General features: G+C 70.9%; 20 protein-coding genes. 12 read left to right on the top strand and 8 right to left on the bottom strand.

The annotated features are described in order from the left end of the window. Positions 1-74: 74 nt before the first annotated feature. From QSK21_RS18420 to QSK21_RS18395, 6 genes are all read right to left on the bottom strand, one after another. Positions 75-1,130 (bottom strand): Rieske 2Fe-2S domain-containing protein, encoded by a 1,056-nt coding sequence (locus QSK21_RS18420; RefSeq protein ID WP_285697313.1) that lies wholly within the window; start codon positions 1,128-1,130, stop codon positions 75-77. Between the two features lie 142 nt (positions 1,131-1,272). Next, on the bottom strand, positions 1,273-1,752 hold the full coding sequence (locus QSK21_RS18415; RefSeq protein WP_285697312.1) for a GyrI-like domain-containing protein: 480 nt from the start codon (positions 1,750-1,752) through the stop codon (positions 1,273-1,275). Between the two features lie 105 nt (positions 1,753-1,857). Beyond that, complete coding sequence (locus QSK21_RS18410; RefSeq protein ID WP_285697311.1) at positions 1,858-2,613, bottom strand: endonuclease/exonuclease/phosphatase family protein; 756 nt, start codon at positions 2,611-2,613, stop codon at positions 1,858-1,860. Continuing rightward, positions 2,610-3,152, bottom strand: coding sequence for a flavin reductase family protein (locus QSK21_RS18405; protein ID WP_285697309.1), 543 nt, complete (start codon positions 3,150-3,152; stop codon positions 2,610-2,612). Before QSK21_RS18405 ends, QSK21_RS18410 begins: the two co-directional genes overlap by 4 nt. A gap of 8 nt (positions 3,153-3,160) precedes the next feature. Beyond that, positions 3,161-4,318 carry an LLM class flavin-dependent oxidoreductase gene (locus tag QSK21_RS18400; RefSeq protein WP_285697307.1) on the bottom strand — a complete coding sequence of 386 codons (1,158 nt, stop codon included), beginning with the start codon at positions 4,316-4,318 and terminating at the stop codon, positions 3,161-3,163. A gap of 151 nt (positions 4,319-4,469) precedes the next feature. Then, a complete protein-coding gene (locus tag QSK21_RS18395) occupies positions 4,470-5,621 on the bottom strand; it encodes a class I tRNA ligase family protein (RefSeq protein WP_285697305.1) in 1,152 nt (383 codons plus the stop codon). Positions 5,622-5,891: 270 nt separating this feature from the next. Between QSK21_RS18395 and QSK21_RS18390 the strand changes: the two genes are divergently transcribed. The 6 genes from QSK21_RS18390 to QSK21_RS18365 all read left to right on the top strand — a co-directional run bounded on the left by QSK21_RS18390 (position 5,892) and on the right by QSK21_RS18365 (position 12,200). Next, positions 5,892-7,493, top strand: a complete 1,602-nt coding sequence (locus QSK21_RS18390) for an ABC transporter substrate-binding protein (RefSeq protein WP_285697302.1) — start codon at positions 5,892-5,894, stop codon at positions 7,491-7,493. A gap of 26 nt (positions 7,494-7,519) precedes the next feature. Then, the gene (locus QSK21_RS18385; protein WP_285697299.1) at positions 7,520-8,497 is read left to right on the top strand and encodes an ABC transporter ATP-binding protein; all 978 of its coding nucleotides are present in this window, start codon (positions 7,520-7,522) and stop codon (positions 8,495-8,497) included. Beyond that, a complete protein-coding gene (locus tag QSK21_RS18380; RefSeq protein WP_285697297.1) occupies positions 8,494-9,495 on the top strand; it encodes an ABC transporter ATP-binding protein in 1,002 nt (333 codons plus the stop codon). Before QSK21_RS18385 ends, QSK21_RS18380 begins: the two co-directional genes overlap by 4 nt. Further along, entirely contained in the window at positions 9,492-10,454 is a 963-nt protein-coding gene (locus QSK21_RS18375; protein ID WP_285697295.1) for an ABC transporter permease, read from the top strand. The genes QSK21_RS18380 and QSK21_RS18375 overlap by 4 nt, the downstream gene beginning before the upstream one ends. After that, the gene (locus tag QSK21_RS18370) at positions 10,451-11,362 is read left to right on the top strand and encodes an ABC transporter permease (RefSeq protein WP_285697294.1); all 912 of its coding nucleotides are present in this window, start codon (positions 10,451-10,453) and stop codon (positions 11,360-11,362) included. Before QSK21_RS18375 ends, QSK21_RS18370 begins: the two co-directional genes overlap by 4 nt. Positions 11,363-11,489: 127 nt before the next feature. Further along, a complete protein-coding gene (locus tag QSK21_RS18365; protein WP_285697291.1) occupies positions 11,490-12,200 on the top strand; it encodes a DUF1275 family protein in 711 nt (236 codons plus the stop codon). 134 nt (positions 12,201-12,334) lie between these two features. Here the strand turns inward: QSK21_RS18365 and QSK21_RS18360 are convergent, their stop codons facing one another. After that, on the bottom strand, positions 12,335-12,721 hold the full coding sequence (locus QSK21_RS18360) for a winged helix-turn-helix transcriptional regulator (protein ID WP_285697289.1): 387 nt from the start codon (positions 12,719-12,721) through the stop codon (positions 12,335-12,337). A gap of 93 nt (positions 12,722-12,814) precedes the next feature. Between QSK21_RS18360 and QSK21_RS18355 the strand changes: the two genes are divergently transcribed. From QSK21_RS18355 to QSK21_RS18345, 3 genes are all read left to right on the top strand, one after another. Then, positions 12,815-13,489, top strand: a complete 675-nt coding sequence (locus QSK21_RS18355) for an NAD(P)-dependent oxidoreductase (protein ID WP_285697287.1) — start codon at positions 12,815-12,817, stop codon at positions 13,487-13,489. A gap of 289 nt (positions 13,490-13,778) precedes the next feature. Beyond that, positions 13,779-15,566, top strand: a complete 1,788-nt coding sequence (locus tag QSK21_RS18350; RefSeq protein WP_285697286.1) for an HSP90 family protein — start codon at positions 13,779-13,781, stop codon at positions 15,564-15,566. Positions 15,567-15,569: 3 nt separating this feature from the next. Continuing rightward, on the top strand, positions 15,570-17,828 hold the full coding sequence (locus QSK21_RS18345; protein ID WP_285697285.1) for a hypothetical protein: 2,259 nt from the start codon (positions 15,570-15,572) through the stop codon (positions 17,826-17,828). A gap of 97 nt (positions 17,829-17,925) precedes the next feature. On the opposite strand, the gene QSK21_RS18340 is transcribed toward QSK21_RS18345, so the two are convergent. Further along, positions 17,926-18,582, bottom strand: coding sequence for a TetR/AcrR family transcriptional regulator (locus QSK21_RS18340; RefSeq protein ID WP_285697284.1), 657 nt, complete (start codon positions 18,580-18,582; stop codon positions 17,926-17,928). A 163-nt stretch (positions 18,583-18,745) separates the two neighbouring features. Between QSK21_RS18340 and QSK21_RS18335 the strand changes: the two genes are divergently transcribed. The 3 genes from QSK21_RS18335 to QSK21_RS18325 all read left to right on the top strand — a co-directional run bounded on the left by QSK21_RS18335 (position 18,746) and on the right by QSK21_RS18325 (position 23,812). Further along, positions 18,746-20,002 (top strand): outer membrane protein assembly factor BamB family protein, encoded by a 1,257-nt coding sequence (locus QSK21_RS18335; protein WP_285697283.1) that lies wholly within the window; start codon positions 18,746-18,748, stop codon positions 20,000-20,002. 141 nt (positions 20,003-20,143) lie between these two features. Then, on the top strand, positions 20,144-22,321 hold the full coding sequence (locus QSK21_RS18330; RefSeq protein ID WP_285697281.1) for a BTAD domain-containing putative transcriptional regulator: 2,178 nt from the start codon (positions 20,144-20,146) through the stop codon (positions 22,319-22,321). A 105-nt stretch (positions 22,322-22,426) separates the two neighbouring features. Beyond that, positions 22,427-23,812 (top strand): endo-1,4-beta-xylanase, encoded by a 1,386-nt coding sequence (locus QSK21_RS18325; protein ID WP_285697279.1) that lies wholly within the window; start codon positions 22,427-22,429, stop codon positions 23,810-23,812. Positions 23,813-23,838: the final 26 nt, after the last annotated feature.

Genomic DNA, 23,838 nt, shown 5'->3' with positions numbered 1-23,838 from the left:
GAGGTCGCTGCCGGGCAGCCACACCACGCGCATCACGGCGCGTCCGGACAGCATGCGGACCGGGTCCATCGCCGTCACGTCGGCCGCGCGGCGGGTGCCGCGTCCCGCCCGGCCATCCTGGCCAGCATCCTGCGGGCGGCCAGGCCGCCGGTGTCGATGTTGATCGACAGCTCCTGGTACCCCTCCGGCTCGTTCGCGATCACCTGTTCCAGGACGTCGAGCGCCTCCACGTCCTGGAGGACGACCGTCCGGTTGCTGTCCTCGAGGAAGTCGGACACGGCCTGGTCGTCGAGGGCGAAGTCGCGGGCGACGGCCCAGAAGTCGTGGGTGGAGTGCTCGGTCTCGGGGGTGATCGCGTACACGACCTCGACGTGGAAGGCGTCGGGGTCGCCGTCGGGGCCGGGCAGCACCCCGAGAGGCGCGATGCGCGAGTGCAGCTTGTACAGGCAGGGCGGGGTGTACTCGATGTCCTGCCAGCGCATGATGCGCCCGGTCAGGCCGGTGGACTTGGCGTAGAAGGGCGGGCACTCCGCGTCGTCCATGTGCCGGGAGACGTGGACGATGCCGGCCTCCTCGTCCACCTCCGTGGTGATCGGGGTGGCGGCGACCTCCGGGGTGCCGATGTAGCCCCCGTGCAGGTACGTTTCGTGCGAGAGGTCGAGCAGGTTGTCCACCAGAAGCCCGAACCGCGCCTTGAGCGGCTCCATGCCGGACACCGTGGTGTAGTCGGGCGAGTCCAGCCAGGGCGCCCGCGGGATGCGCGCCGGGTCCGCCTTGGCCGGGTCGCCGATCCAGACCCACACGAAGCCGTCCTGCTCCACGATGGGATACGTCTTCAGCCGGGCCGTCCGGGGCACCCGCGTCTGGCCGGGAACGGCGACGCAGACGCCATCGGCCCCGTAGGTGAAGCCGTGGTAGCCGCACACCACCTGGTCGTCCACCAAGCGGCTGGGCGCCTGCGACAGCGGGAAGCGGCGATGCACGCATCGGTCGGACACGGCGGTGACCGTCCCGGCCCGGGTACGCCAGAACAGCAGCGACTCGCCACAGATCGTCCGGCTGAACAGCTCGTTCCCGATCTCGTACCCGAACGCGGCCACGTACCACTGGTCCCGCGGAATACTCGACACAAGCGCTCCTTCCGATTCGGCAGGAACGATCGTGACCCCGCGCACCGACCAGGCGGAACACCCCTTCCCACATGCTGGAAAACCGGAGCGCGCACCCCACCGCCGGCGTCCACCGCCGCGTGGGCCGCCGGACGGGTCCGGCCTACTTGATGGGCTGGACGATGTCGGTGCGCCAGTCGTCCGGCGCGGGCCAGGAGGGGATGTCCGGCTCCCGCGTCAGGTCGATCCAGTGGTAGACCTCCCAGGCCGGCCCGCCGGCCTCGCCGTTGGCGGCCAGCCACTCCTCGATGCGCTGGTACGCCTCGCCGAGGCGGTCGTGACCGCCCAGATGCTCGGTCACCACGGCACGTCCGCCGGGCAGCTCGCCCGCGGTGACCGGCCCCTCCCCGGTGATCTCCGCGTCCACCGGCACGCCGGTCTCGACGTCGGTGTGCGTGTCGCCGAAGGTGTGGTAGCGGACGAAGGGCGGACCGGCGGGCGTCACCCCACGGTCGCGCAGCAGGCGCCACAGCCGATGCAGGCTGTCGCCCTGCTCCTTGGTCAGGTCGGCGATCGGTATCGTCTTCCGGACGCTGATCACCCGTTGCGGTCTGCGCTCCTCGACCTGGACGTCCGTCATCATCCGGCCCCTTCTCCTCGGTTCGACGGCCGTGACCATCCTCCGGCCACGCGGCCTCGCGCGGGTACGGAATGATGAGAAACGACCAGGGGCGCCGGAGAAAAGCGTTCAGGCGAAGGTCGCCGCTATTCCGAAGTGGTCGGACAGGTACATGGACCGGCCGTCGGGAAGCGGAACCTCGTCTTGGAAGACCAGGCGTGTGGTCGCCGCCATGGCGGGCCGGGTGAAGATCTGGTCCAGGGGCTTGGTGTCGGGGTATTCGGGGGTCGGGCGGAAGGTGGGCTCGGTGTCGCCCATCAGAACGTCATGGAGCCCGGCGGAGCGGGCGAAATCCCGGAGGAGACCGGATCCGCGGGGGACGTTGAAGTCGCCCAGGACGACCAGAGGGTCGGCGGGGCCGAGCCGGGCGATGAGGGCCGCCAGCTCGTCCAGTTCGGAGCGCTGCGCCTTGGCGTAGGAGTTGGACGGGGACCAATCGTCGTTCATGTTCGCCGACAGATGCGTATTGAGGATCGTGACGGTCCGGTCCGCGAATTGGACGCGGGCCACGAGCATCCCCTTGCGCATGACCCACTCCTTGCGGGCCGGACCGGCGAAGGTGAAGGCCCGGAACCGATGTTGGACGACCGGCAGCCGGGACAGGATCACCAGACCTCCCCTGACCAGCGGAAACGATGTGCCGTGAGCGACATGCGTGAAGGACCTCGCCGTGCGGCGCAGCAAGGCGAGGTTGGCGGGCGACATCACCTCCTGCAGGCAGACGACATCGTAAGAGGAGTCCTCAAGAAGGCGCCCCAGAGCGCCGATGCGGGCTCGGGAATGGCCACGGAAAAGCGTGTTGAACGTCAGGATCCGGGCTTTCATGGCCGCTCTTTCGTGGGGAGGAAACGGCCGTACCTGCCCCGATGGTAGAGGAGGGGAAGGTCGTTTTCGTGGGCCTCGACCGCGGTGACCAGGCCGACGACCAGAATGTGGTCGCCCACGTCCAGGGTGGTGTGCAGGCGGCACACGATCTGGGCGCAGGTGCCGTCCAGGAACGGGAGGCCGTGCGCCTCGTCCAGGTGCCAGGCGGTCGGCGCCGCGAAACGGTCGATGCCCCGGCGCGCGAAGCGGTCGGCCAGCACGGACTGGTCGCCCGCCAGGATGTTGACGGCGAAACGGTCCGCGGTGCGCAGGGACGGCCAGGTCGTGGACGAGCGGTCCACGTAGAACGACACCAGGGGCGGGTCCAGGCTGGCGGAGGAGAACGACGTCGCGGTCAGCCCGACCGGCGCGCCGTCGCCGGAACGGGACGCGGTGATGACGACGACGCCCGCCGCGTGCCGGGCCAGCGCCCCGCGGAAGCTGTCCGCGTCCACGGCCTGGCCGGGCAGGATCCGCGAGTTCACGGTCTCCGATGTCATGCGGCGGCTCAGGAGGCTGCGAAGGGGACGGCGGCGGGGGCGGTGTCCTCCGTGTTCCGGGCGGGGTGCTTCCACAGGCCGCGGCGGCGCAGGATGGGCAGGACGCCCTCACCGAACCAGTACGCCTCCTCCAGGTGCGGATGGCCGGACAGGATGAACTCCTCCAGCCCGAGTTCGGCGTACTCGGCGATCCGGTCGGCGACCTCCTCGTGGCTGCCCACCAGCGCGGTCCCGGCGCCGCCGCGGACCAGGCCGACGCCCGCCCACAGGTTCGGCGCGACCTCCAGCTCGCGCAGGCCCTTGGCGGTGCCGCCGTGCAGTTCGAGCATCCGGCGCTGACCCTCGGACTCGCTGCGGCGCAGGTTCGCCTGCACCTGCTCGATGGCCTCGTCCGAGATGCCCGACAGCAGGCGCCCGGCCTGCGCCCACGCCTCCTCGGCGGTGTCGCGGGAGATGACGTGCAGCCGGATGCCGAACCGCGGCTCGCGTCCGTGCTCGGCGGCGAGGCGGCGGATCCAGGCGATCTTCTCGGCGACGGCGGCGGGCGGCTCGCCCCAGGTCAGGTAGACCTCGGCGTGCCGGGCCGCGACCTGACCGGCCTCCGGGGACGAGCCGCCGAAGTAGATCGGCGGGACCGGGTCGGGGACCCGGACGAGCCGGGCGTTCTCGACCCGCAGGTGGGCGCCCTCGAAGTCGACCTGCTCGCCCCGCCACAGCGACCGGACGATGTGCAGGAACTCGTCCGTGCGCGCGTAACGTTCCGCCTTGTTCAGGAAGTCGCCGTAGGCGCGCTGCTCGTGCCCTTCGCCGCCGGTGACCACGTTCAGCAGCAGCCGCCCGCCCGAATGCCACTGGTAGGTGGCGGCCATCTGCGCGGCCAGCGTCGGGCTGAGCAGCCCGGGACGGAACGCGACCAGGAACTTCAGCCGTTCCGACGCCTCCACCAGCAGCGCGGTGGTCAGCCAGGCGTCCTCGCACCACGCCCCGGTCGGGGTCAGCGCCCCCTCGAATCCGACCTCCTCGGCCGCGCGCACCAGTTGCGTGAGATAGCCCAGCGACGCCGGGCGGTCGCCGCCGGCCGTGCCCGCCGGCAGGCCGTGCCCGCCGCCGACGATGTAACGGCTGTCGCCGTAGGTGGGCAGGAACCAGTGGAAGGTCAGGGTCACGGGGGTCTCCCTCTCGGCGAACGGTCAATCCCTATCAAATCAGTAGATTATAGGGAAAATCGGCAGGCAGGGAGCGCCCGGGTCGTGGGAGCGGCGAAGATCACTCCGGTGCGCCCGCGTGCCGACCTCGGACGACCCCGGCGGACCGGGCTCAGCCGAGGGCGAGCACGTTCATGACCAGCCGGGCCGTGCGGCCCCCTTCCTCCTCGGCGATCGCGAGGCCGGTGGCGACGTCCAGGTCGTCCAGGAGCGCGCGGGTCACGGCCGCCTCCGCGGCCGTCGAGGATCCGGGACGCCCCGCGGCGCGGTGCAGCCGGTCCAGCCGTGCCGCGGCCGAGACGAGCAGGCCCGGCGAGTAGTCCCAGTCCTCCGACCAGGCGGCGCCCGTGAGGAGCATGAGCCGCACGGCCGTGGCCGGATGGTCCTGGATCAGATCGCCGACCAGGATCAGGTTGCCGTCGGACTTGGCCATCTTGGCGCCGTCCCTGCGGACGACGCCCACGTGGAACCAGGTGCGGGCGAACGGCCGCACGCCCGTGAGCGCCTCCGCCATCGCGGCCTCGTACGCGTGGTGGGGGAACCGCAGGTCGGCTCCTCCGGCGTGCAGGTCGAGGGCGGGACCGAAGGTCGTCATGGCCATCGCGGCGCACTCGGCGTGCCAGCCCGGACGTCCCGAGCTCCAGGGACTGGGCCAGGCGGGCTCCCCCGAGGTGGAGGGACGCCACAGGGCGACGTCCAGCGGGTCGTCCTTGCCGGGGTCCTCCGGGGCGTCGTCGAATTCGGCCAGGAGGCGAAGCGCGCCCTCGGTGTCGATGCCCGCGCGTGACGGCACGTCGGCGCCGCGGAAGTACACCGTCCCGTCGCGGACGTAGGCGCGGTCCAGGGCCAGCAGCCCTTGCGTGAGCGCGATGACCTCGCGGATGTGGTTGTGCGCGCGTGGCTGGTGATCGACGGCGTGGACGCCCAGGGCGGCCAGGTCGCGTTCGAAGTAGAACTGCTGGACGGCGGCGAAGCTGTCGTACGGGCTGCCGGAGCGGTGCGCGGCGCGGTTGAGCACGTCGTCGACGTCGGTCACGTTCCGGCACACCCGCACCTTGCCGCCCACGTGCCGCAGCACCCGGGCCACGACGTCGGCCCACACGAAGGTGCGCGCGTGCCCGAGGTGGGTGGCGTCGTACGGGGTGATCCCGCAGACGTACATGCGGGCCGGGCCGACGACCGGGATCGGGCGCCCGGCGATGCCGAGAGTGACGGCGCCGGTCGCGAAGGCGCCGTCCGCGTTGGTGTCAGGGAATCCGGACATCGCCGTGGCGGGCCTTCCTGAGCTGGTCTTTCGCAATAGCGATCATGACTTTCCGCTTGTGTTCGTCGGGTCGCGCACGGTCACGCGAACGAAAAAATCCATGGGGCGGCGGAGCCATCGTATGCACGCCGGCGGGCCCGGCACGCCGGCGCTTCCCGCCTCCGGGGGCGCGGTGGTTGTCTTCCGCCTCCCGGGAAGCGGGGTAGGAGATGTCCGATTTTCGTGGTGCTCTCCGACAGACAGCTCAGCGTGATCCGGAGGGAGCCGCTCGTGACCACTGGTGTGTGGAGGCCCGATCTCAGCCGGCGTGAGGCCCTGCTCTTGGGCGGCGGTCTCGTGTCCACCTCGTTGCTGAGCGCATGCGGGGGCGGTTCCGGTGACAGGACGGACGGCGGCGGCGCTCCCCAGAGAGGTGGCACGCTCACGTTCGCGTGGAACACGCCGGTGTACGAGAGCCTCGACCCCCACAAGACCCAGGACCCGGCGACGTACCGATATATCACCCCGCTCTACAGCAAGCTGCTGGAGATCAAGACCGGGCCGAACGTGACCGGCTACCAGCTCACGCCGGACCTGGCGCGCGAGTGGACGGTCTCCAAGGACGGGCTCACCTACACCTTCCACCTGCGCGACGACGTGGTGTGGCACGACCTTCCGCCGGTGAACGGGCGCGGCTTCACCTCCGACGACGTCGTGGCCACGTTCCAGCGGATCATGAGGCTCCCCGGCGACAACGCGTGGATGTTCGAGCGGGTCGCGTCGGTGGAGGCGCCGGACAAGTACACGGTCGTCGTCAAGCTGAAGAAGCGGTACGGGCCGTTCCTGGAGTACATGGCCCACCCGTGGAACGTCATCATCCCGCGTGAGGGCGCCGAGGGACGCTATGACCTGGGCAAACAGGTCATCGGGACCGGGCCGTTCGTGCTGAAGTCCTGGTCGCGCGAAGAGGAGATGACCCGGGTCCGCAACCCGCGCTACTTCATCAAGGGCCGCCCCTACCTGGACGAGCTCAACCACGTCGTCCTGGCCGAGCCCGCCGCGGTCGCCGCCGCCCTGCGCAGCGGGCGCGTCGACATGGGCGTCCTCGACCACCGCCTCGCCGCCGAGCTGACCCGCGGTGGACGGCACCGGACCTACAGCGTCCTGAATTATCCGCAGCAGCTCAACCTCAACACGCAGCGTCCCCCCTTCGACGACCTGCGGGTGCGCCGTGCCGTCGCGCTGGCGGTCGACTGGGACGGCGTGGGCAAGACGATCTTCGGCAAGTACCAGCTGTCGTCGATCGTGACCCCCGCCTCCGGGCCGTACGCGCTGCCGCCCGACCAGATCAGGAAGGTCAGGCCGTACGACCCGGCGCAGGCCAGGCGGCTGCTCGCGGAGGCCGGCCTCGGCTCGGGATTCGGCACCGAGATGATCGTGCAGAAGCTCTCCCCGTCCGACGTGCAGGTCGCCGAGTACATGGCGCAGGACCTGAAGAAGGTCGGCATCAACGTCACGCTCCGCATCCTGGACACCGCGACCGCCGTGCAGCGCCGCCTGAACGGGCAGTTCACGATGGCCAAGTCCATGCGCGGGCTCATCCACTACGACATCTTCCTCAGCGACCTGGAGCCGGACGCCCGGCTGAACGTCTCCAGGATCAAGGACCCGAGGCTGGGGGAGATGATCGAGGCGTCCCGGGACATCGTGGACGACGCCAAGCGCGCGAAGGCCGTCCAGGACATCGCCCGCTACGCGGAGCAGAACAACTCCGCGGCCATCTATCCGCTCTGCACCTACCAGCACTACGTCCACGGGGCGCATGTGCACGACCTGTATCCCAGCCCCGAGATCACCGGGCGGTACTGGGCCGACGTCTGGGTCTCCAAGTGATGGACCGCCACGCGGATCTTCTCGAGGTGAAGGATCTCCGGGTCCGGTTCGGCACGCCGCAGGGCCGGGTCGAGGCGGTCCGGGACGTCTCGTTCAGCGTCGGGGAGGGCGAGACGGTCGCGCTGGTGGGCGAGTCCGGGTGCGGGAAGTCGGTGACGGCGCTGTCGGTCATGCGGCTGCTGGACACGGCCGCCGAACCGGACGGCGCCGTGCTGTTCCGCGGCCGCGACCTGCTGAAGTGCTCCGCCGCGGAGATGCGCGCCGTCCGCGGCAGGGACATCGCGATGGTCTTCCAGGACCCGATGACCTCGCTGGACCCGCTGTACACGGTGGGGGAACAGATCGGGGAGGCGCTGCGCGCGCACGAGCCCGTGTCCCGCCGCCAGGCGCGGAGCCGGGCGATCGACCTGCTGCGGGAGGTCCGGCTGCCGGACGCCGAACGCCTCGTCCGCGCCTACCCGCACGAGCTGTCGGGGGGCCAGCGGCAACGCGTCATGATCGCGATCGCCCTGGCCTGCGAGCCGGCACTGCTGGTCGCGGACGAGCCGACCACCGCCCTGGACGTGACCGTCGAGGCGGAGATCCTCCAGTTGCTGCGCCGGCTCCAGGAGAAGTACCGGATGGCGCTGCTCCTGATCACCCACGACATGGGCGTGGTCGCGGAGATGGCCGACCGGCTGGTGGTCATGTACGCGGGCCGGATCGTCGAGCAGGGGCGGCCCGGCCAGGCGTTCGCCGACGCCCGGCACCCGTACACGCAGGCCCTGTTCCGGTCCATCCCCCAGCCCGGCACCGACCGTGACCGGCCGTTGCCGGCGATCCCCGGCGCGGTGCCGCGCCTTCAGGAGATGCCGGACGGATGCCGCTTCCACCCCCGATGCCCGCACGCCGAGGACCGCTGCCGCACCGCCGAGCCGCCCCTGCTGGACCTCGGCGGCGGGCGGCGGAGCCGGTGCTGGCTGCGCGAACCCGTCCTGGTCGAGACCGGAGGAGAGAACGCATGACGCTCCTGGAGGTGCGCGACCTGACCAAGCACTTCCCGATCACCAAGTGGGGACGGAACGTGGGGGCCGTCCGCGCGGTCGACGGCGTGTCGTTCACGGTGCCCCGCGGCCGGACCGTCGGCCTGGTCGGGGAGTCCGGGTCGGGGAAGTCGACGACGGCCCGGCTGGTGCTGCGGCTGCTGCGGCCGACGTCCGGCGGGCTCCGCTTCGACGGCACCGACCTGATCGCGAAGGGGCCAAGAGAGCTCAAGCCGCTGCGGCGCCGCATGCAGATCGTCTTCCAGGACCCGTTCGCGGCGCTGAACCCGAGGATGCGCATCGTGGACGCGGTCGGCGAACCGCTGGAGGTGCACGGCCTCGCCACCGGCAGGCGGAAGAGGAACAGGGTCGGGGAACTCCTGGAACACGTCGGTCTTCCGCCCGGCGATATGGACAAGTACCCGCACCAGTTCTCCGGTGGCCAGGCGCAGCGCATCGGGATCGCCAGGGCCCTCGCCACCGGCCCGGATCTCATCGTCTGCGATGAGGCGGTGTCGGCCGTGGACGTGTCCGTCCAGGCGCAGGTGCTGAACCTGCTGAAACGGCTGCAACGCGAGCTCGGCCTGGCGTACCTGTTCATCGCGCACGACCTCAACGTGGTCCGCTACGTGTCGGACGAGATCTGCGTGATGTACCTCGGGGAGATCGTGGAGCGGGGCGAGGCCGAGACGGTCTTCTCCGCCCCGGCCCACCCGTACACCGAGGCGCTGCTGGCCGCCGTCCCCTCGCCCGACCCGGCGAAGGCGCGGAGCCATGCCAGGGTCATCGCGCCCGGTGACCCGCCCAGCCCGCGCCGCCCGCCTCCAGGGTGCCGCTTCCACACCCGCTGCCCGCACGCCTTCGACCGCTGCCGTACGGAACGGCCCGTGCTCCAAGAGGTGTCGCCGGGCCACCACGCGGCCTGCCATCTGCGCGACCCCCTGGGCGGGTCACCGCGCGGACGGGAGGAGGCGTCATGATCGAGTACGCCCTCCGCAGGCTCGGGTACGGCGTCATGGTCATCCTGCTGGTCACCGTGCTGGTGTTCCTGCTGATGCGGCTGCTCCCCGGGGACGTCGTCGCGATCCTCATGCAGAACGGCGCCAACGTCACCGCCGAGCAGGCCAGGCGGATGGAGGCCGAGTTCGGGCTGGACGACCCCGTGTGGGTGCAGTTCACCGACTGGCTCGCGCACGCCGTCCGGGGCGATCTGGGCCGGTCGTTCTACACCGACGAGCCGGTCACGGGCATGTTCGCCGAACGGGTGCCGGTGACCCTGGAGCTGACCCTGCTCAGCTTCGCGGTCGCCACCGTCGTCGGCATCGCGTTCGGCGTCGTCTCGGCGGTCAAGCGGGGGAGGTCCGTGGACGCGGCCGTCCGGATCACCGCGGTCGCCGGCCTGTCGGTGCCGAACTTCGTGGTGGCGACGCTGTTCCTCACCTTCTTCGCCCTCTGGTTCTCGTGGTCCCCACCCCTGGTCTACAAGGGCCCGACCGAGGATCTGCGCAGCCACCTGGAGCAGATGGCCATGCCCGCGATCGCCCTCGGCATCGCGTCCCTGGCGGGCCTGACCCGGCTCACCCGCTCGGCGATGCTGGAGGCGCTGGGCTCGAACTTCATCCGCGCGGTGCGGGCACGCGGGGTGCGCGAGAGCGTCGTCCACGTCAAGCACGCGCTGCGCAACGCGAGCATCCCCGTGCTGACCCTCGTGGGCGGCTACCTGGCCACCATCCTGGGCGGGACGGTGATCCTGGAGTCGATGTTCTCCATCGACGGGACCGGCCAACTGCTCTACAAGGCCGTCCAGCAGCGCGACTACCCGGTCGTCGTCTCGTGCACGATCTTCTACGCCGCCGTCTACGTCTTCGTGATCGTCCTTGTGGATTTGATGTACGCGGTGCTCGACCCGCGGATCCGCTACGGGAGGAGCAAGGCATGAGCCGGGAAGCCGTCGCCGACCCCCGTCCCGTCCCCAAGACAGGTGAGGCGGCGCACGCCGCCACCCGGCGCCGCTCGGTCGCCGCGATCGTCGCGTTCGCCCGCGCGCAGCCGACCGGCGCGGTCTGCCTCGTCCTCATCCTGCTGTTCGTCCTCGCCGCGATCGCCGCCCCGCTCGCCGCGCCGTACGACCCGCTGCAACAGCATCGCGCCGACCTGCTCGCCTCGCCGGGAGCCCGCTACCCGCTGGGCACCGACGCCCTGGGGCGGGACGTGCTCAGCCGGATCCTGTACGGCGCCCGCACGTCCCTGCTCATCGGCGTCGCCACGATCCTGCTCAGCGTGGTGATCGGCACGTTCTTCGGCATCCTGTCCGGCCTGCTCGGCCGCGGGGTGGACATCGTCGTCCAGCGCGTCATGGACGCGGTGCACGCGATCCCGCCGATCGTGCTCCTGCTGTTCATCTCGGCGACCCTTGGCCCGAGCCTGCCCAACGTCATCATCGCCCTGGTCGTGGTCATCACGCCGGGCTTCAACCGGCTGGCGCGCGGTGAGACCCTCCGCATCCGCGAGGAGACCTATGTCGAGGCGGCCCGCGCGACCGGTGCCGGGCTGCTGCGGATCATGGGGAGGCATGTGCTCCCGAACCTGCTCGCGTCCATGTTCACCCTCGCCACCGTCTCCTTCGCCGGCGTGATCATCGCCGAGTCGGCGCTGAGCTTCCTCGGCCTGGGCGCCCCGCCGCCCACCCCGTCCTGGGGCGGCATGCTCTCCGACGGCCTTCAGTACGTGACGGAGGCACCGTGGCTCGTCCTGGTCCCCGCCATCGTCCTGTCCCTGGCCGTCTTCGCCTTCAACCTGGTGGGCGACGCCCTGCGCGACCACCTCGACCCCCGGATGAAACGCTGAACAGGAGGACATGCACACGAGGCGAATATCGGCATTACCCATGGGCGGCCACCCATGGTAAAAGAAAGGAAATCCCAGGCCGTGGAAATCGCATTCCATGGTGGCCGCCCGCATATGATCTCCGCTCATGGGCCGCACGAGCGGGGACGGGCGCGCCGACGCCGGGGCCCTGCGAACGGCGTGCATGCTCGCACTGACCTTCTCGGCGGGCGTCGCCGACGCCGCCGGGTTCCTCGCCCTCGACCGGGTGTTCGTCGGCAACATGACCGGCAACCTCCTCATCCTGGGCATGGCGGTCGGCCGCCCGGACGGCCTGCCCGTCGCCGGGCCGCTCGCCGCGCTCGCCGCCTTCATGGCGGGCGTCGCGATCGGCGGGCGCGTGCTGCGGACGGCCGCGGGCGGATGGACGAGCCGGGTGACCGCCCTCCTGGGCGTGGTCGCGGGCATCATGGCGGCCTGCGCGACCGTGGACCTGGTGCGGCCCGTCGCCGGCGGCTCGCCCGAGGGCGTCCTGCTCGCGGCGATGCTGGCGTGCGCGCTGGGCATCCAGGCCGCGACCGCCCACCGGGTGGCGGTCCCCGACGTCACCACCGTGGTCATCACGTCCACCATCACCGTCCTGGCCTCCGCGTCGCGCTCGGCCGCCGGGAGCGGTCAGGCGTGGGTCCGGCGGTCATCGGCCATCGCCGCGCTCGCCCTCGGCGCCGTGGCAGGCGCTCTCCTCCTGCGCGTCGGCCTCGCGGCGTGCGTCGGGCTCGCGGTGCTGGTCACCGTGCTCAGCACGGCCGCCGGCCACGCCACGCGCGCGCGTCGGGCGATGCCGCCCCCGGCCGGATGACCGGCCGGGGCACGACCCGGGCGCGGCCCACCGCGACGTCCAGCGGAACGCCCGCCGGAACCCGGGCATGGCCCGGCCCCTCGAAGCCAGCTCATGAGGATGAGATCGATCGCCGGGCCGCGGAGGCGCAGTGGTCATCCTGGGGGTGACCGGTCTGGTGTGGAGTCGTGCGCCGCGCGGGCCTGAAGGAGAGCTGGGAGATGCTCCCTGCTCCATGCGCGGGTGGCCTCGATGAGGGTCAGCAGGCTTCGCCCGAGCGGGGTCAATTCGTATTCGACCCGCGGTGGATTCTCGTCGTGGGCGGTACGCGTCACCAGTCCGTCGCGTTCCATGGCTCGCAGGGTCTGCGTGAGAACCTTCGGCGTGATACCGCGGAGCGGGCCTTTGATCTCGTTGAATCGCCGGCGGCCTCCTTCGAGGCAGAGCACGACCATCGCCGTCCACTTGTCGCCGATCTGGATGGGCATGGCGCTGGACGGGCACACCGGATCGAACATCTCCGGGTCCAAGGGCTCGGCCATGGGGGGAGGCTATCCCAGTATCGTTGAAGTAACCAGTATCCGCTGGATACCGTCCTGGTCGGGCGGCGAGATACGCGGCCGGGCGGGAGCGGGATGAGCGGCATCGTCATCTTCGGGGCGGGCGGTCGGGCCGGGCGGGCCATCACGGGCGAGGCTCGTGAACGCGGGCATCTCGTCACGGCGGTCGTCCGTGACCCGGCTCAATACGGTGATATCGAGGCGGAAGGCGTCACGCTGATCCGGGGCGATATCACCGCGGCGGAAGGCATTTCCTCGATCGTGCGCGGTCATGACGCGGTGGTCCATGCGGTGACTCCTTTCAAAGGCCCGGAACAGGGTTTCGCCGACCTCGATCCCGATTTCTTCGTCCGTGCCGCCGAAGGTCTGCTCCATGGCCTGGCGGAAACGGGCGTCCCCAGGCTCGTGGTGGTGGGGCTCTTCGCGAACCTGATAGGCGCCGACGGGCGCCCGGTGATGGACGATCCCTCGGCCTTCCCAGCGGAGATCCGGCCGTTCGCGGCCGCGCACATGGCCGGCTTGGACACGCTCAGGACGCGGGGCGCGGCGATCGACTGGCTCATGCTCAGCCCGCCCGCGCGACTGGAGGTGGACGGCCCGAGAACGGGCCGCTATCGGATAGGGGGCGACACCGCCCCGGCCGAGTCGGCTCGGTTGTCGTACGCGGACCTCGCGGTGGCGGTGATCGACGAGATCGAAGCACCACGGCACCACCGCACCCGGGTGTCCGTCTTCAACGACTCCCCCTGACGAAGGCGCCGGCCGCGAAAGTCGAGCTGCCGCGGCGGCGCTCCGCCGTCCTCCATGGCCGCCGGAACCGGGGCGTGGCCCGGCCCGTCGAAGCAAGGTCATGACGAGATCGATCACCGCGGGCGCGACGGTGGGAACCACCGTCACGATCACCCTGGCCGCGTGCGCGCACGACGCGGGCCTTCCGCTCGGCTCCGCTCTCGGCCATGGCCGCGGGTGACGGAGTGCTCGTCGTCCAGATCGCCAACCTTCTCATGGCCTTCGACCTGCCGCGGATAGGGTAATTCGGGTGCAGCACAACTTCAGCGTCGATCTGCGGGGGATCGTCGATCTGCTCGGCCGCCACCTGTACAGCAGTCCCCGCGTTTACGTACGGGAACTGCTGCAGAACTCGGTCGACGCGATCACCGCCCGGCGCGCGTCCGGCGACGAGGCCGAGGCCCTCATCCGGATCGAGCCGATCGAGGCGACCGGGGACGGGACGCTGCGGATCCACGACACCGGCATCGGGCTGACCGGGCCGCAGGTGCACGAGCTGCTCGCGACGATCGGCAACTCGTCCAAGAGGGACGAGCTCGGGCTGGCGCGGCACGACTTCCTCGGGCAGTTCGGCATCGGGCTGCTGTCGTGCTTCCTGGTCGCCGACGAGATCGAGGTGATCACCCGCAGCGGGGACGCGCCGACGGTGAGGTGGCGCGGGCACGCCGACGGCCACTACACGCTGGAGGAGACGGCGCCCCGGGACGGGCCGGGCACCACCGTCGTCCTGCGGGCGCGCAGGGACTTCGAGCACTGGCTCGCCACGTCCACCGTCACGGAACTGGCGCGGCACTACGGGTCGCTGCTGCCCTACGAGGTGCGGGTCGGCGACGAGCGGATCACCGAGGGCACGCCGCCGTGGCGGGCGGCGCATCCGAGCCCGGGGGCACGCCGGGACGCCCTGCTGCGCTACGGCCGGCGCCTCATCGGCGCCGAGCCGTTCGACGTGATCGACCTCGCGGTGCCCGAGGCGGGGCTGAGCGGGGTCGCGTTCGTCCTGCCGCACGAGACCGGACCCGGCGAGCGGGCGGCGCACCGCGTCTACCTGAAGCGGATGCTGCTGGGCGAACGGGTCGAGAAGATCATGCCGGACTGGGCGTTCTTCGTCCGCTGTGTGATCGACACCGATGAGCTGCGTCCCACCGCGAGCCGTGAGCAGCTGCACGAGGACGACCTGCTGACCAGCACGAGGGAGGCGCTGGGCGAGTCGCTGCGCGCGTGGCTGGTCCGCCTCGCGTCGACCTCCCCGGAACGGCTGGCGGCGTTCCTGCGCGTCCACAGGCTCGGGGTGCTGGCGCTGGCCCGGCACGACACCGAGATGCTGCGGATCGTGGACGAGTGGCTCCCGTTCGAGACCAGCGAGGGCAGGGTCACGCTCCGCGAGTTCCGGCGGCGCCACCGCACCCTCCACTACACGCCGAGCGTCGAGGAGTTCCGGCAGCTCGCGGGCATCGCCGTCGCCCAGGGCATGGGGCTGGTCAACGTCGGCTACACCCATCACCTGGAGGTCCTGCGGCGGCTGCCCCGGCTCGATCCCGGCCTGCTCGTGCGGCGGCTCGACCCGGGTGAGCTCGCCACCCGGTTCGAGTCCCTCGACCCCGTCCGCGAGCCGGCCATCCGCGACTTCCTCGCGACCGCCGCCGCCGTCCTGGAGCCCAAGGGGTGCGAGCCGATCGTGCGTTCCTTCGAGCCGGTGTCGGTGCCGGTGCTGCTTCTGGAAGGCGCCGGCGCCCGGTCCGCGGTCCGCGGCTCCGCCGGCCTCCAGGGGGCGGACGGGATCTGGGGCGAGCTGGTCTCGGGCGGGGCGGAGCCGGGCGAGCCGCCCCGGCCGCAGCTCGTGTTCAACCACCGCAACCCGCTCATCGCGCGCCTGACCTCCACCGTGGACGCCCGCATCGTGGAGTTGTCGGTCGAGGCCCTCTACGGCTACGCGATGCTGGCGGGCAACCGTCCGCTGCGTCCCGAGGACATGGCGGGCGTGAACCGGGCGTTCCTCGGCCTGGTGGAGCAGGCCGTCCACCCAGGCGGCCAGGGGTAGCCGATGCTGCTCGGCCGCGACGAGGTCCTCGCCAGGCTCGCCGCCGCGGACCGCCTGGACGACGCCGACGGCGGGCCCGGAGGGGAGGTCTACCTGGAGGCGGTGCGGGAGGTCGTCCCGCACGCCGAGGCCCTCGGCGACCCGGAGGTCCTCTTCAGGACCAAGGTGACGTTCGCCTGGGCGCTGCGGGGCAAGCCGCTGAACGGCGAGCCGCTGGCCTTCTTCTCCGAGGCCCTTCCCGTCCTGCACGAGTGCCTGCGGATGTGGCATGCCGAACCGCACCTGTATCCCGAGGACCTCGTCCACTGGATGTGGTGCCAGCTCTTCCTCGTCGTCGACGCCTACGTCTGGCTCTATCCCGAGCCCGCTCAGCGGATCCACCGGCTGCTGGACGATCTGGAACGCCACTGCCCGCCCACCCGGACCGGAACCCGTTACGCCATCGACCACTACCGGATGACGGTCGAGGCCCGCAGGGGTGACCTTGAGGCCGTCGAGCGGATCTGGCGGGGCCTGCGCTGGCGCGCCGGGGCGGAGACGCACTTCGTGATGCCCGGCGTGGTCTGCCACGAGGCGCTCATGTGGCGGCGGCTGGGCCGGGCCGACCGTGCCGTCGAGGTGCTCGCGCCCCTGATGGCCGGGCACGTCGGTGCGTCCGAGGACAGCGAGGTCGGCGATGACCTGATCATGTCGTACCTGTGCACGGGGCGCCTTGAGGAGGCCGTGGCGGCGCATCAGCGCACCTACACGCGGCCGGGCAAGAAGCTGGAGGACATCGCGGCCCACCTGGAGTTCTGCGCGCGCACCGGGAACGAGGAGCGCGGACTGGACGTCCTGCACCGCCACCTCTTCAAGGCCGCGGGGGAGGTCACCTCGGTCGAGGGCATGTGGACGGCGGCCGCTGCGGCCCTGCTGTGCCGCCGCGTCCTGGAGAAGGACATGGACCGGGAGTGGTTCTGGCCCTGTGACTGCGACGATCCCGGCTGCGACGCCTTCACGGTGTGGTCCTACTCCGCCCTGTTCTCCGACCTGCGCTGGCAGGTGGTGAACTTCGCGCTCAAGCTGGACGAGCTGAACGGCACGACCTTCCAGAGCGAGAAGGTCACCGAGTTCCTGCACGCCGGGCCGATCGCCGAGCACCTGCCCCTTCCGCCCGGCACCGCCGAGCCGCGTCACCGCGCGGCGCCCGGTCCGGCGCCGCATCTCTCCACCGCGACCCGCGACGATCTGCGGGCCGGCCTCCGGGACGCCCTGGCCCTGGAGCGGGAGCGGGACATCAGCGTCCGCCTGCAACGGCTCCTCCAGAACGCGGTCGCGATGGACGAGCCTGAAGCGGCCCTGGAGATCCGCCTCGCCTTCCTCAGCGCGCTGGCGTCCTGGAAGAGCGGTCGCGTGCGCCTGTTCACAATGCTCGCCGAACTGGCCCGCCTCCACTCCGCCCACCCGTCCCTCATGACGACCGACCAGCTCGACCGCATGTGGGACGCTGTGCCCATCGCACTGGACCGCGTCCTGACCTACCCCACCGTTCACGCCGCCCAGATCCAGGGCCTTCTCCGCATGCTGGAGCCGCACTGCCGTCCCGGCACGGAGGACCTTCATCACCTGCGCTGGTTCCGCGTGGAGCTGGAGTCGTGCCGCGGGGACGTGGACGCGGCCAAGGCCGCATGGGCGGCGTTCAGCGAACTGCCTTCCATCCCCATCTACGAGACCCGTTCCAACATCCTCCGCCGCACGCGGTGGTGGCTGCGTCTCGGCCTCGACGAGCAGGCCATGGAATCGATGGCCCCGCTCCTGGACGAGTCACGTCCGGGCGTCGAGGAGAGAGAGGACTACCTTCTCCTGCCCTACCTGCGTACCGGACGCCTCGACCGGGCACACGCCGTCCACGAGCGCACCTACCGCACCGCCCAGGACCCACCCGAGGTGGCGGCGCACCTGGAGTTCTGCACGAGGACGGGCCTGCTGGAGCACGGCCGCGAGATCATCCAGCGCAACCTGGACCTCTACCACATGTACTACGACGACACCGAGTGCTCCTTCGACCGGGTACGGGCCTACGGCCCTCTGGTACGGCTGAGCGAAAGCATCGTGGCCGACGGCCTTGACCACCCGTGGACCTGGCCCGCCCACGAATGCTGCCCCGCCTCCGAAGGTTGGAGCTACGCCAGGCTCGCCAAGGAGTGCCGCCCCGAAGGCGCCCTCTTCGCCGCCCGCTGGGCCGAGCTGATGGGCACCATCGGGCGGCCGATGCCGGGCTAGGGCAGGAGGCGCCGAAGCTGGGCTTCAGCAGATCACGCACCTGGGTGCTCCTCCATGCCCGGTAGCCGCACGACCGCGACGGCGGTGGCGCGGCGCCCTAGTGGTCCGGGTTCTCGCCGCTGACGAGCTTGTATCGGCCGACGGCCATGTGCAGGAGCTCGTCGGCGATCTCGTCCAGGGAGGCGTCGACCCAGCCGACGACCCAGTCGTGCATGAGGCCGTTGACGGCGCCGATGAAGGCGGCGGCGGCGATCCGGTAGTTCCCGGGCGGGACCTCGCCGCGCCGGATGGCCTCGTCGACGGTCTGGGCGATGAAGTCGATCCAGACGGCGCGGCGTTCCAGGCGCTGACGGTCCATGCGGCGGCTGACGCCGATGATCTCGACGTAGGCGATGCGGGCGTGGCGCGGGTCGGACGCGGCGCCTTCGACGTAGGCGCGCAGGAGGCGCGTGAAGCGTTCGGTCACGGGCTTGTCCTGGACGTGGGGCAGCGCGTCGAGGACGGCCTGCTGGGCGACGTCGTTCACGTACAGATGCAGTTCGGCCAGGACGTCTTCGAGGGTGTCGAACTCCTCGTAGAACTGGCGGGTGGACAGCCCGGCGGCCTTGCAGATGTCGACGACCCTGGTGTCGCGGTAGCCGGGGCCGGCGCCGAACAGGTCCAGGGCCGCGGTCAGGAAGCGCCGCCGGCGTTCGGCCCGGCGCTCGCCGACCGGCCTGCCCTTGTACCGGCCGGCCGGGTTCCGGTTGGCCACCGTGCCCCCTTCGCCTGGTCCGCCGATCGTTCCGCATCGGGTCTTGTCGCGGCTCTCACCCAAGCTTACTATCCAGTAACCAAGAGTTGAAAACGGCCGTTTCCACTCTATGGGCATGTGCGTTCATCACGTGTCCCGCCCCTCACCCCCCAGGAGGACGACCATGCGAGCTCCGACCGCCGCGCGCCTGCGCAGATCCCTGCTCGGCGGCGCCCTGGCGATCGTGACGGCCGCCGCGACCGTCACGGCCGGAACCGTCCCCGCGAACGCCGTGCCGCTGCAGGAGGTGATGCTGGTCGGCAACAACTGGGAAGGCACCGCCGACGTCATCAGGTCCAGCGGCGACTTCGCCAAGATCGGCCGGATCAACCTCATCCCCGACAAGGACGAGCGGCTCCTCGAGATCTATCTCAATCCCATCCGGCTGGCCTTCTTCCTCGGCATCCGCGAGACCGTCGGCGAGGGCCACGACCAGTTCACCGACGACCTGTACAGCACGCCCGACGGCTCGGCCATCGTCGTCTCGCGTCCCAGCTTCGCCGACGTGGTCTCCATCGACACCGCCACCGGCAGGGTGCGGTGGCGCTTCCCGGTCTCCGGTTTCCGCTCCGACCACATGGCCGTCTCGCCCGACGGCTCCCGGGTGGCGGTGTCGGCGTCCACCGGCAACACCGTGCACGTGCTGGACATCAACACCGGCCGGGAGCTCGGGTCGTTCCGCACCGGCGACAAGCCCCACGAGAACGTCTTCACCCGCGACGGCAAGATCTGGAACATGTCGATCGGCGAGGTGAACAACGACTTCGACGCGCCCTGGCAGGACTTCCTCAAGGGCGACCGCAAGATCACCATCGCCGACGCCACCACCTACGACGTCGTCAGGACCGTCGACATGCGGCAGCGGCTCGACGCCTTCGGCCGCCGCGACATGTCCGACGCCGTGCGCCCGGTGGCCTTCACCCCCGACGAGTCCAAGCTGTACTTCCAGGTCTCGTTCTTCAACGGCTTCTTCGAGTACGACGTGGCCACCGACGCCATCACCCGGATGAAGACCCTCCCGGAGAACCCCGACACCTCCGATGACCGCACCACCTTCGTCAACGACTCCCGCCACCACGGCATGTCCATGAACCCCGCCGGGACCAAGCTGTGCATCGCCGGGACCATGGACGACTACGCCACCATCGTCGACCGCTCCACCCTCCAGGAAGGCCCCCTGGTCCCGGCCGCCAAGCCGTACTGGGCCACCGTCAGCGGCGACGGCCGCGCCTGCGTGATCTCCGAGAGCGACGCCGACCAGGTCACGGCCATCGACTTCGCCACCGGACGCAAGATCACGTCCGTTCCCGTCGGCGACCATCCGCAGCGGGTCCGGGTCGCTCGCCTGCCCGTCGGCTGGACCGGCCCGTCCACCGGCTGACGCCGCCCTGACAGGGTCGCCGGCAGGCCCGCGGCCGTTGCCCGCATCGGGCCTGCCGGCTACCCACCCTCGCCCCCCGACGGCATCATGAACGCGGCGCCGCCTGTGCGTCCCCACGGTGCGGTTGGGCGGGAGGAGTGCATGCTGGACGTCGGCTTCTCATTGCTGGGCCCGGTGGAGGTGCGGAGGGACGGCCGTCCGGTGCCGCTCGGCGGTGGCAGGCAGCGTGCGCTGCTGGCCGCGCTGCTGCTGAACGCGGATCTCGTGGTCTCCGTCGACCGGCTGGTGGACGAGCTGTGGGGGGACCGGCCGCCCGCTTCCGCCCGCGCCCAGGTCCACACGCTCGTGCACCGGGTACGGCGGTCGCTGGGCGCCGCCGGTGCGGTGATCGAGACCAGGCCGCCCGGCTATGTCCTCCGTACGGGCTGGGCGGGGATCTTCGTGGCGCTGGACGTCTCGGAGTTCACGGGTCGGATCGAGCGTGCTCGCGACCACGCCGCCCAGGGGAGGCCGGACGAAGCCGTCGCGGAGTTCCGCGCGGCGCTCGCGCTCTGGCGCGGGCAGCCCTTGGAAGGCGCCAGCGCGGTGTTCGTCCCACGCGAGGCGGCACGGCTGGACGAGCTGCGCCTGACGGCGATCGAGGAGTGCCTCGGCCTTGAGCTGGCTCTGGGGCGGCATGCGGCCGTGGTGGCGGAACTGGCGGCGCTGGTCGACGAGCATCCACTCCGGGAGGAACTCCGCGCCCGGCTGATGCTGGCCCTCTACCGTTGCGGACGGCGTACGGAGGCGCTGGAGGTCTACCGCAGCGGGCGCGCACTGCTCGTGGAGGAGACGGGCCTGGAGCCGACGGCCCGGTTGCGCGAGTTGCACGAGGTGATCCTGAGGGGCGATCGCGACCCCGAACCGCTCATCCCCGTCCCGGAACGCCCGCGCGCATCGCCTCCCACCGGCACCTCGGTACCCGCCGCCTCCGCCGCCAAGCCGGCCGGGCCCGCCGCGACCGGTAGCGGGCGGGTCAGGGCCATCGGCGTGGCCGTGGTGATGGCCTTGATGGTCTGTGCCGGCGGATCGGCTGCGGCGGGCGGGTTCACCACAGGGGTGTCCGCGCAAGCGCCGCCGGTGCAGTTCGTCCCCGGGCCCGCATGGAGGGAGTCGCCGCCGAAGCCGGTGCCGGCGGCCTTCTTCGGTACGACCATCGGAACCAAGAGCGGCGCCATGCCGGGGTTCCGCATCGGGGCGGCCCGGTTCTGGGACAGCCGTACGCGCTGGGCGAACGTCCAACCCGAGCCCGGCAGGTTCGACTGGAGCAACCTCGACCGGATGGTGGCGGGAGCGGAACGCGAGCACCTTCCGATGCTCTACACCATGGGCATCACCCCATCCTGGGCGGCGGCACCGGACGCTCCCCGCAGTGCGTACGACGACGGCTCTAGGACGGCGCCGCCCCGCGACCTGTCCGACTGGGACAAGTACGTACACGCGGTGGTGTCCCGTTACAAGGGACGTATCGGCGCTTACGAGATCTGGGATTTCGCCAACACCCCCGAGCATTACACGGGTGACTTGGCGACTCTGGTGGAGATGACGCACCGGGCCGCCGCCATCATCAAGGAGGAGGACCCACGTGCCACGGTGGTGTGCCCTTCCTTCGGGAAACTGTGGACGTCCCAGGGACGCCGGTCCCTCGCGACCTTCGCGACCCTGGGCGGCTACCGCTCCTGTGACGCCGCCGCGGTCAAGCTGCATCCGCGCAGGAACATCGGCCGTCCCGAGGAAATGACGGAACTGGCCGTCCTCATCTACAACACGCTGCACAACGCCGGAGTGCACCTGCCCATGTACGCCACAGGGCCGGGTCATTCCGTTCCCACGGACAAGCCACTGCGCGAGCGCGACGCCAACAACTACGCGGTGCGCTTCTACCTGGCGGGCCTCTACGCCCGTTACACCCGCATGTACTTCTACAGCTGGGGCGTCCAGGGCCTGCCTCTCGTGCTCCAGGTGGAGGGCAGCGCGCCGACCCGGGCGGCGCTGTTCATCGACAGGCTCCAGGACTGGCTGGACGGCGCGTCGGTCCGGTCGTGCGGGCAGGGGCGGGCCAACGGCCTGCCGGACGGGGTGTGGCAGTGCCGGTTCACGTTGCCCCGTGTGCGGGGCGGCGGGGAGGTGGCCGTGCGCTGGACGGCCGAGGGCGCTGCCGCCATGAGCCTCGAACGCGGCGCGCGGCGCGTCGACCATCTCGACGGGCGGTCCGTGCCCGTCCGCGCCGGGCGGCCCGTGGTGATCGGCGAGCGTCCCGTCCTGATCCGTTTCGGCTGACCGCCCGGAGCGTCCTGAACAGCGGGGACAGGCGCCTGATAGCGATCGGATAGGCGCGGCGCGCTACCCATTGGTGCGGATCCGTGAACGGGTGGCATGGATCCCGTGCTCGGCGCACGAGTCACCAGCGGCATCACGAAGGAACGAACGGGGGACGTCGCCATGCTCCGGAACGTCATCGGCGTCATCGCAACGGTCGCGGCTCTGGCCGCGTTCACCGCGATCGCCGCGCCGGATCCGGGCGGCGGCGCGTCGGCCGGTGCCGCTCATACGGCTCGCGCGGCGGGCGCGGCATCGCGGTCGTCGGGCGGCTGGTCGGCGGATCCGCCGGTTCCCGTCGGCAAGGTCGGCTTCGGCGTCGACATCGTGGGGGTCGGCGACGGGAGCATGCCGACCATCGATGTCGGCGCGGTCCGGCTCTGGGACGACGCGACGCGCTGGTCGACCATCGAACCGCAGCAGGACGTGTACAACTGGTCGACACTCGACGCCCTGGTGGACGGGGCGCGGTCCAAGGGGCTGCCGGTCCTCTACACGATGGGTCAGACCCCGCTGTGGGCCAACCCGCAGGGCGACCCCTGCAAGTACAGCGAGCCCTGCACCATCGAACCGCCTGAAGATTTGAGCGATTGGGACGACTACGTCCACCGCGTCGTGACCCGTTACAAGGGCCGCATCGAGGCGTACGAACTGTGGAACGAGGCCACGCACCCCGGCTACTACGGCGGCACCGTGGAGCAGATGCGGGACATGGCGCGCCGGGCCTACCAGATCATCAAGTCGGTGGACCCGTCCGCACTGGTCGTCAGCCCGAGCGCGACCATGCTGCACCGGACGGAGGTGCGGGATTGGATGCGCCGGTTCGCCGAACTCGGCGGTTACACCTACGCCGACCGGGTCGCCGTCCACCTCTACACGGACGGCACCGATCACGCGATCGTCTGGCCGGAGCGCGCCGAGGACATGGTCGCCACGGCACGTTCGGTGCTGGCCGGCCGGGGCGTCACCAAGCCGATCTGGGACACCGAGACCACCGAGGAGCCCGAGGCCGATCCGTTCCCCGGCACCGACCGCCAGGCCGCGGACTGGGTGACCCGCTATTTCCTCATGGGCCTCTACAACCGGCTCGGCAGGTCCTACTACTACGGCTGGGGCGAGGACGGCCTCGGACTCAAGCTCCAGGACGCGGGACGGGAACCGACGATCGCCGGGCACGCGGTGACGCAGCTCGTCGGCTGGATGAAGGGCGCGTCCATCCGGTATTGCGGCCACGGCACCGCCTACGGGCTGCCTCCCGACATGTGGCAGTGCGGTTTCGCCTATCAGACCGGTGAGTACGCCGTCATCCGCTGGACCGGGCAAGGGTCGGTCAGCTATCCCACCGGACCGACCACCTACGAGGCCGAGCGCATCGGCGCATCGCCGCAGCCCGTACAGCCGGGCCAGTCCGTGCAGGTCACCGGCACCCCGGTCATCATCCGCTACCGGTGAGCGGCGCGCTCAAAAGCAACCATGAG

The organism is Actinomadura sp. NBRC 104412, assembly GCF_030269515.1.
Lineage (GTDB): Bacteria > Actinomycetota > Actinomycetes > Streptosporangiales > Streptosporangiaceae > Spirillospora.
Note: the sequence above shows the minus strand (reverse complement) of the source record. Positions and strands in the feature narration are given on the sequence as shown.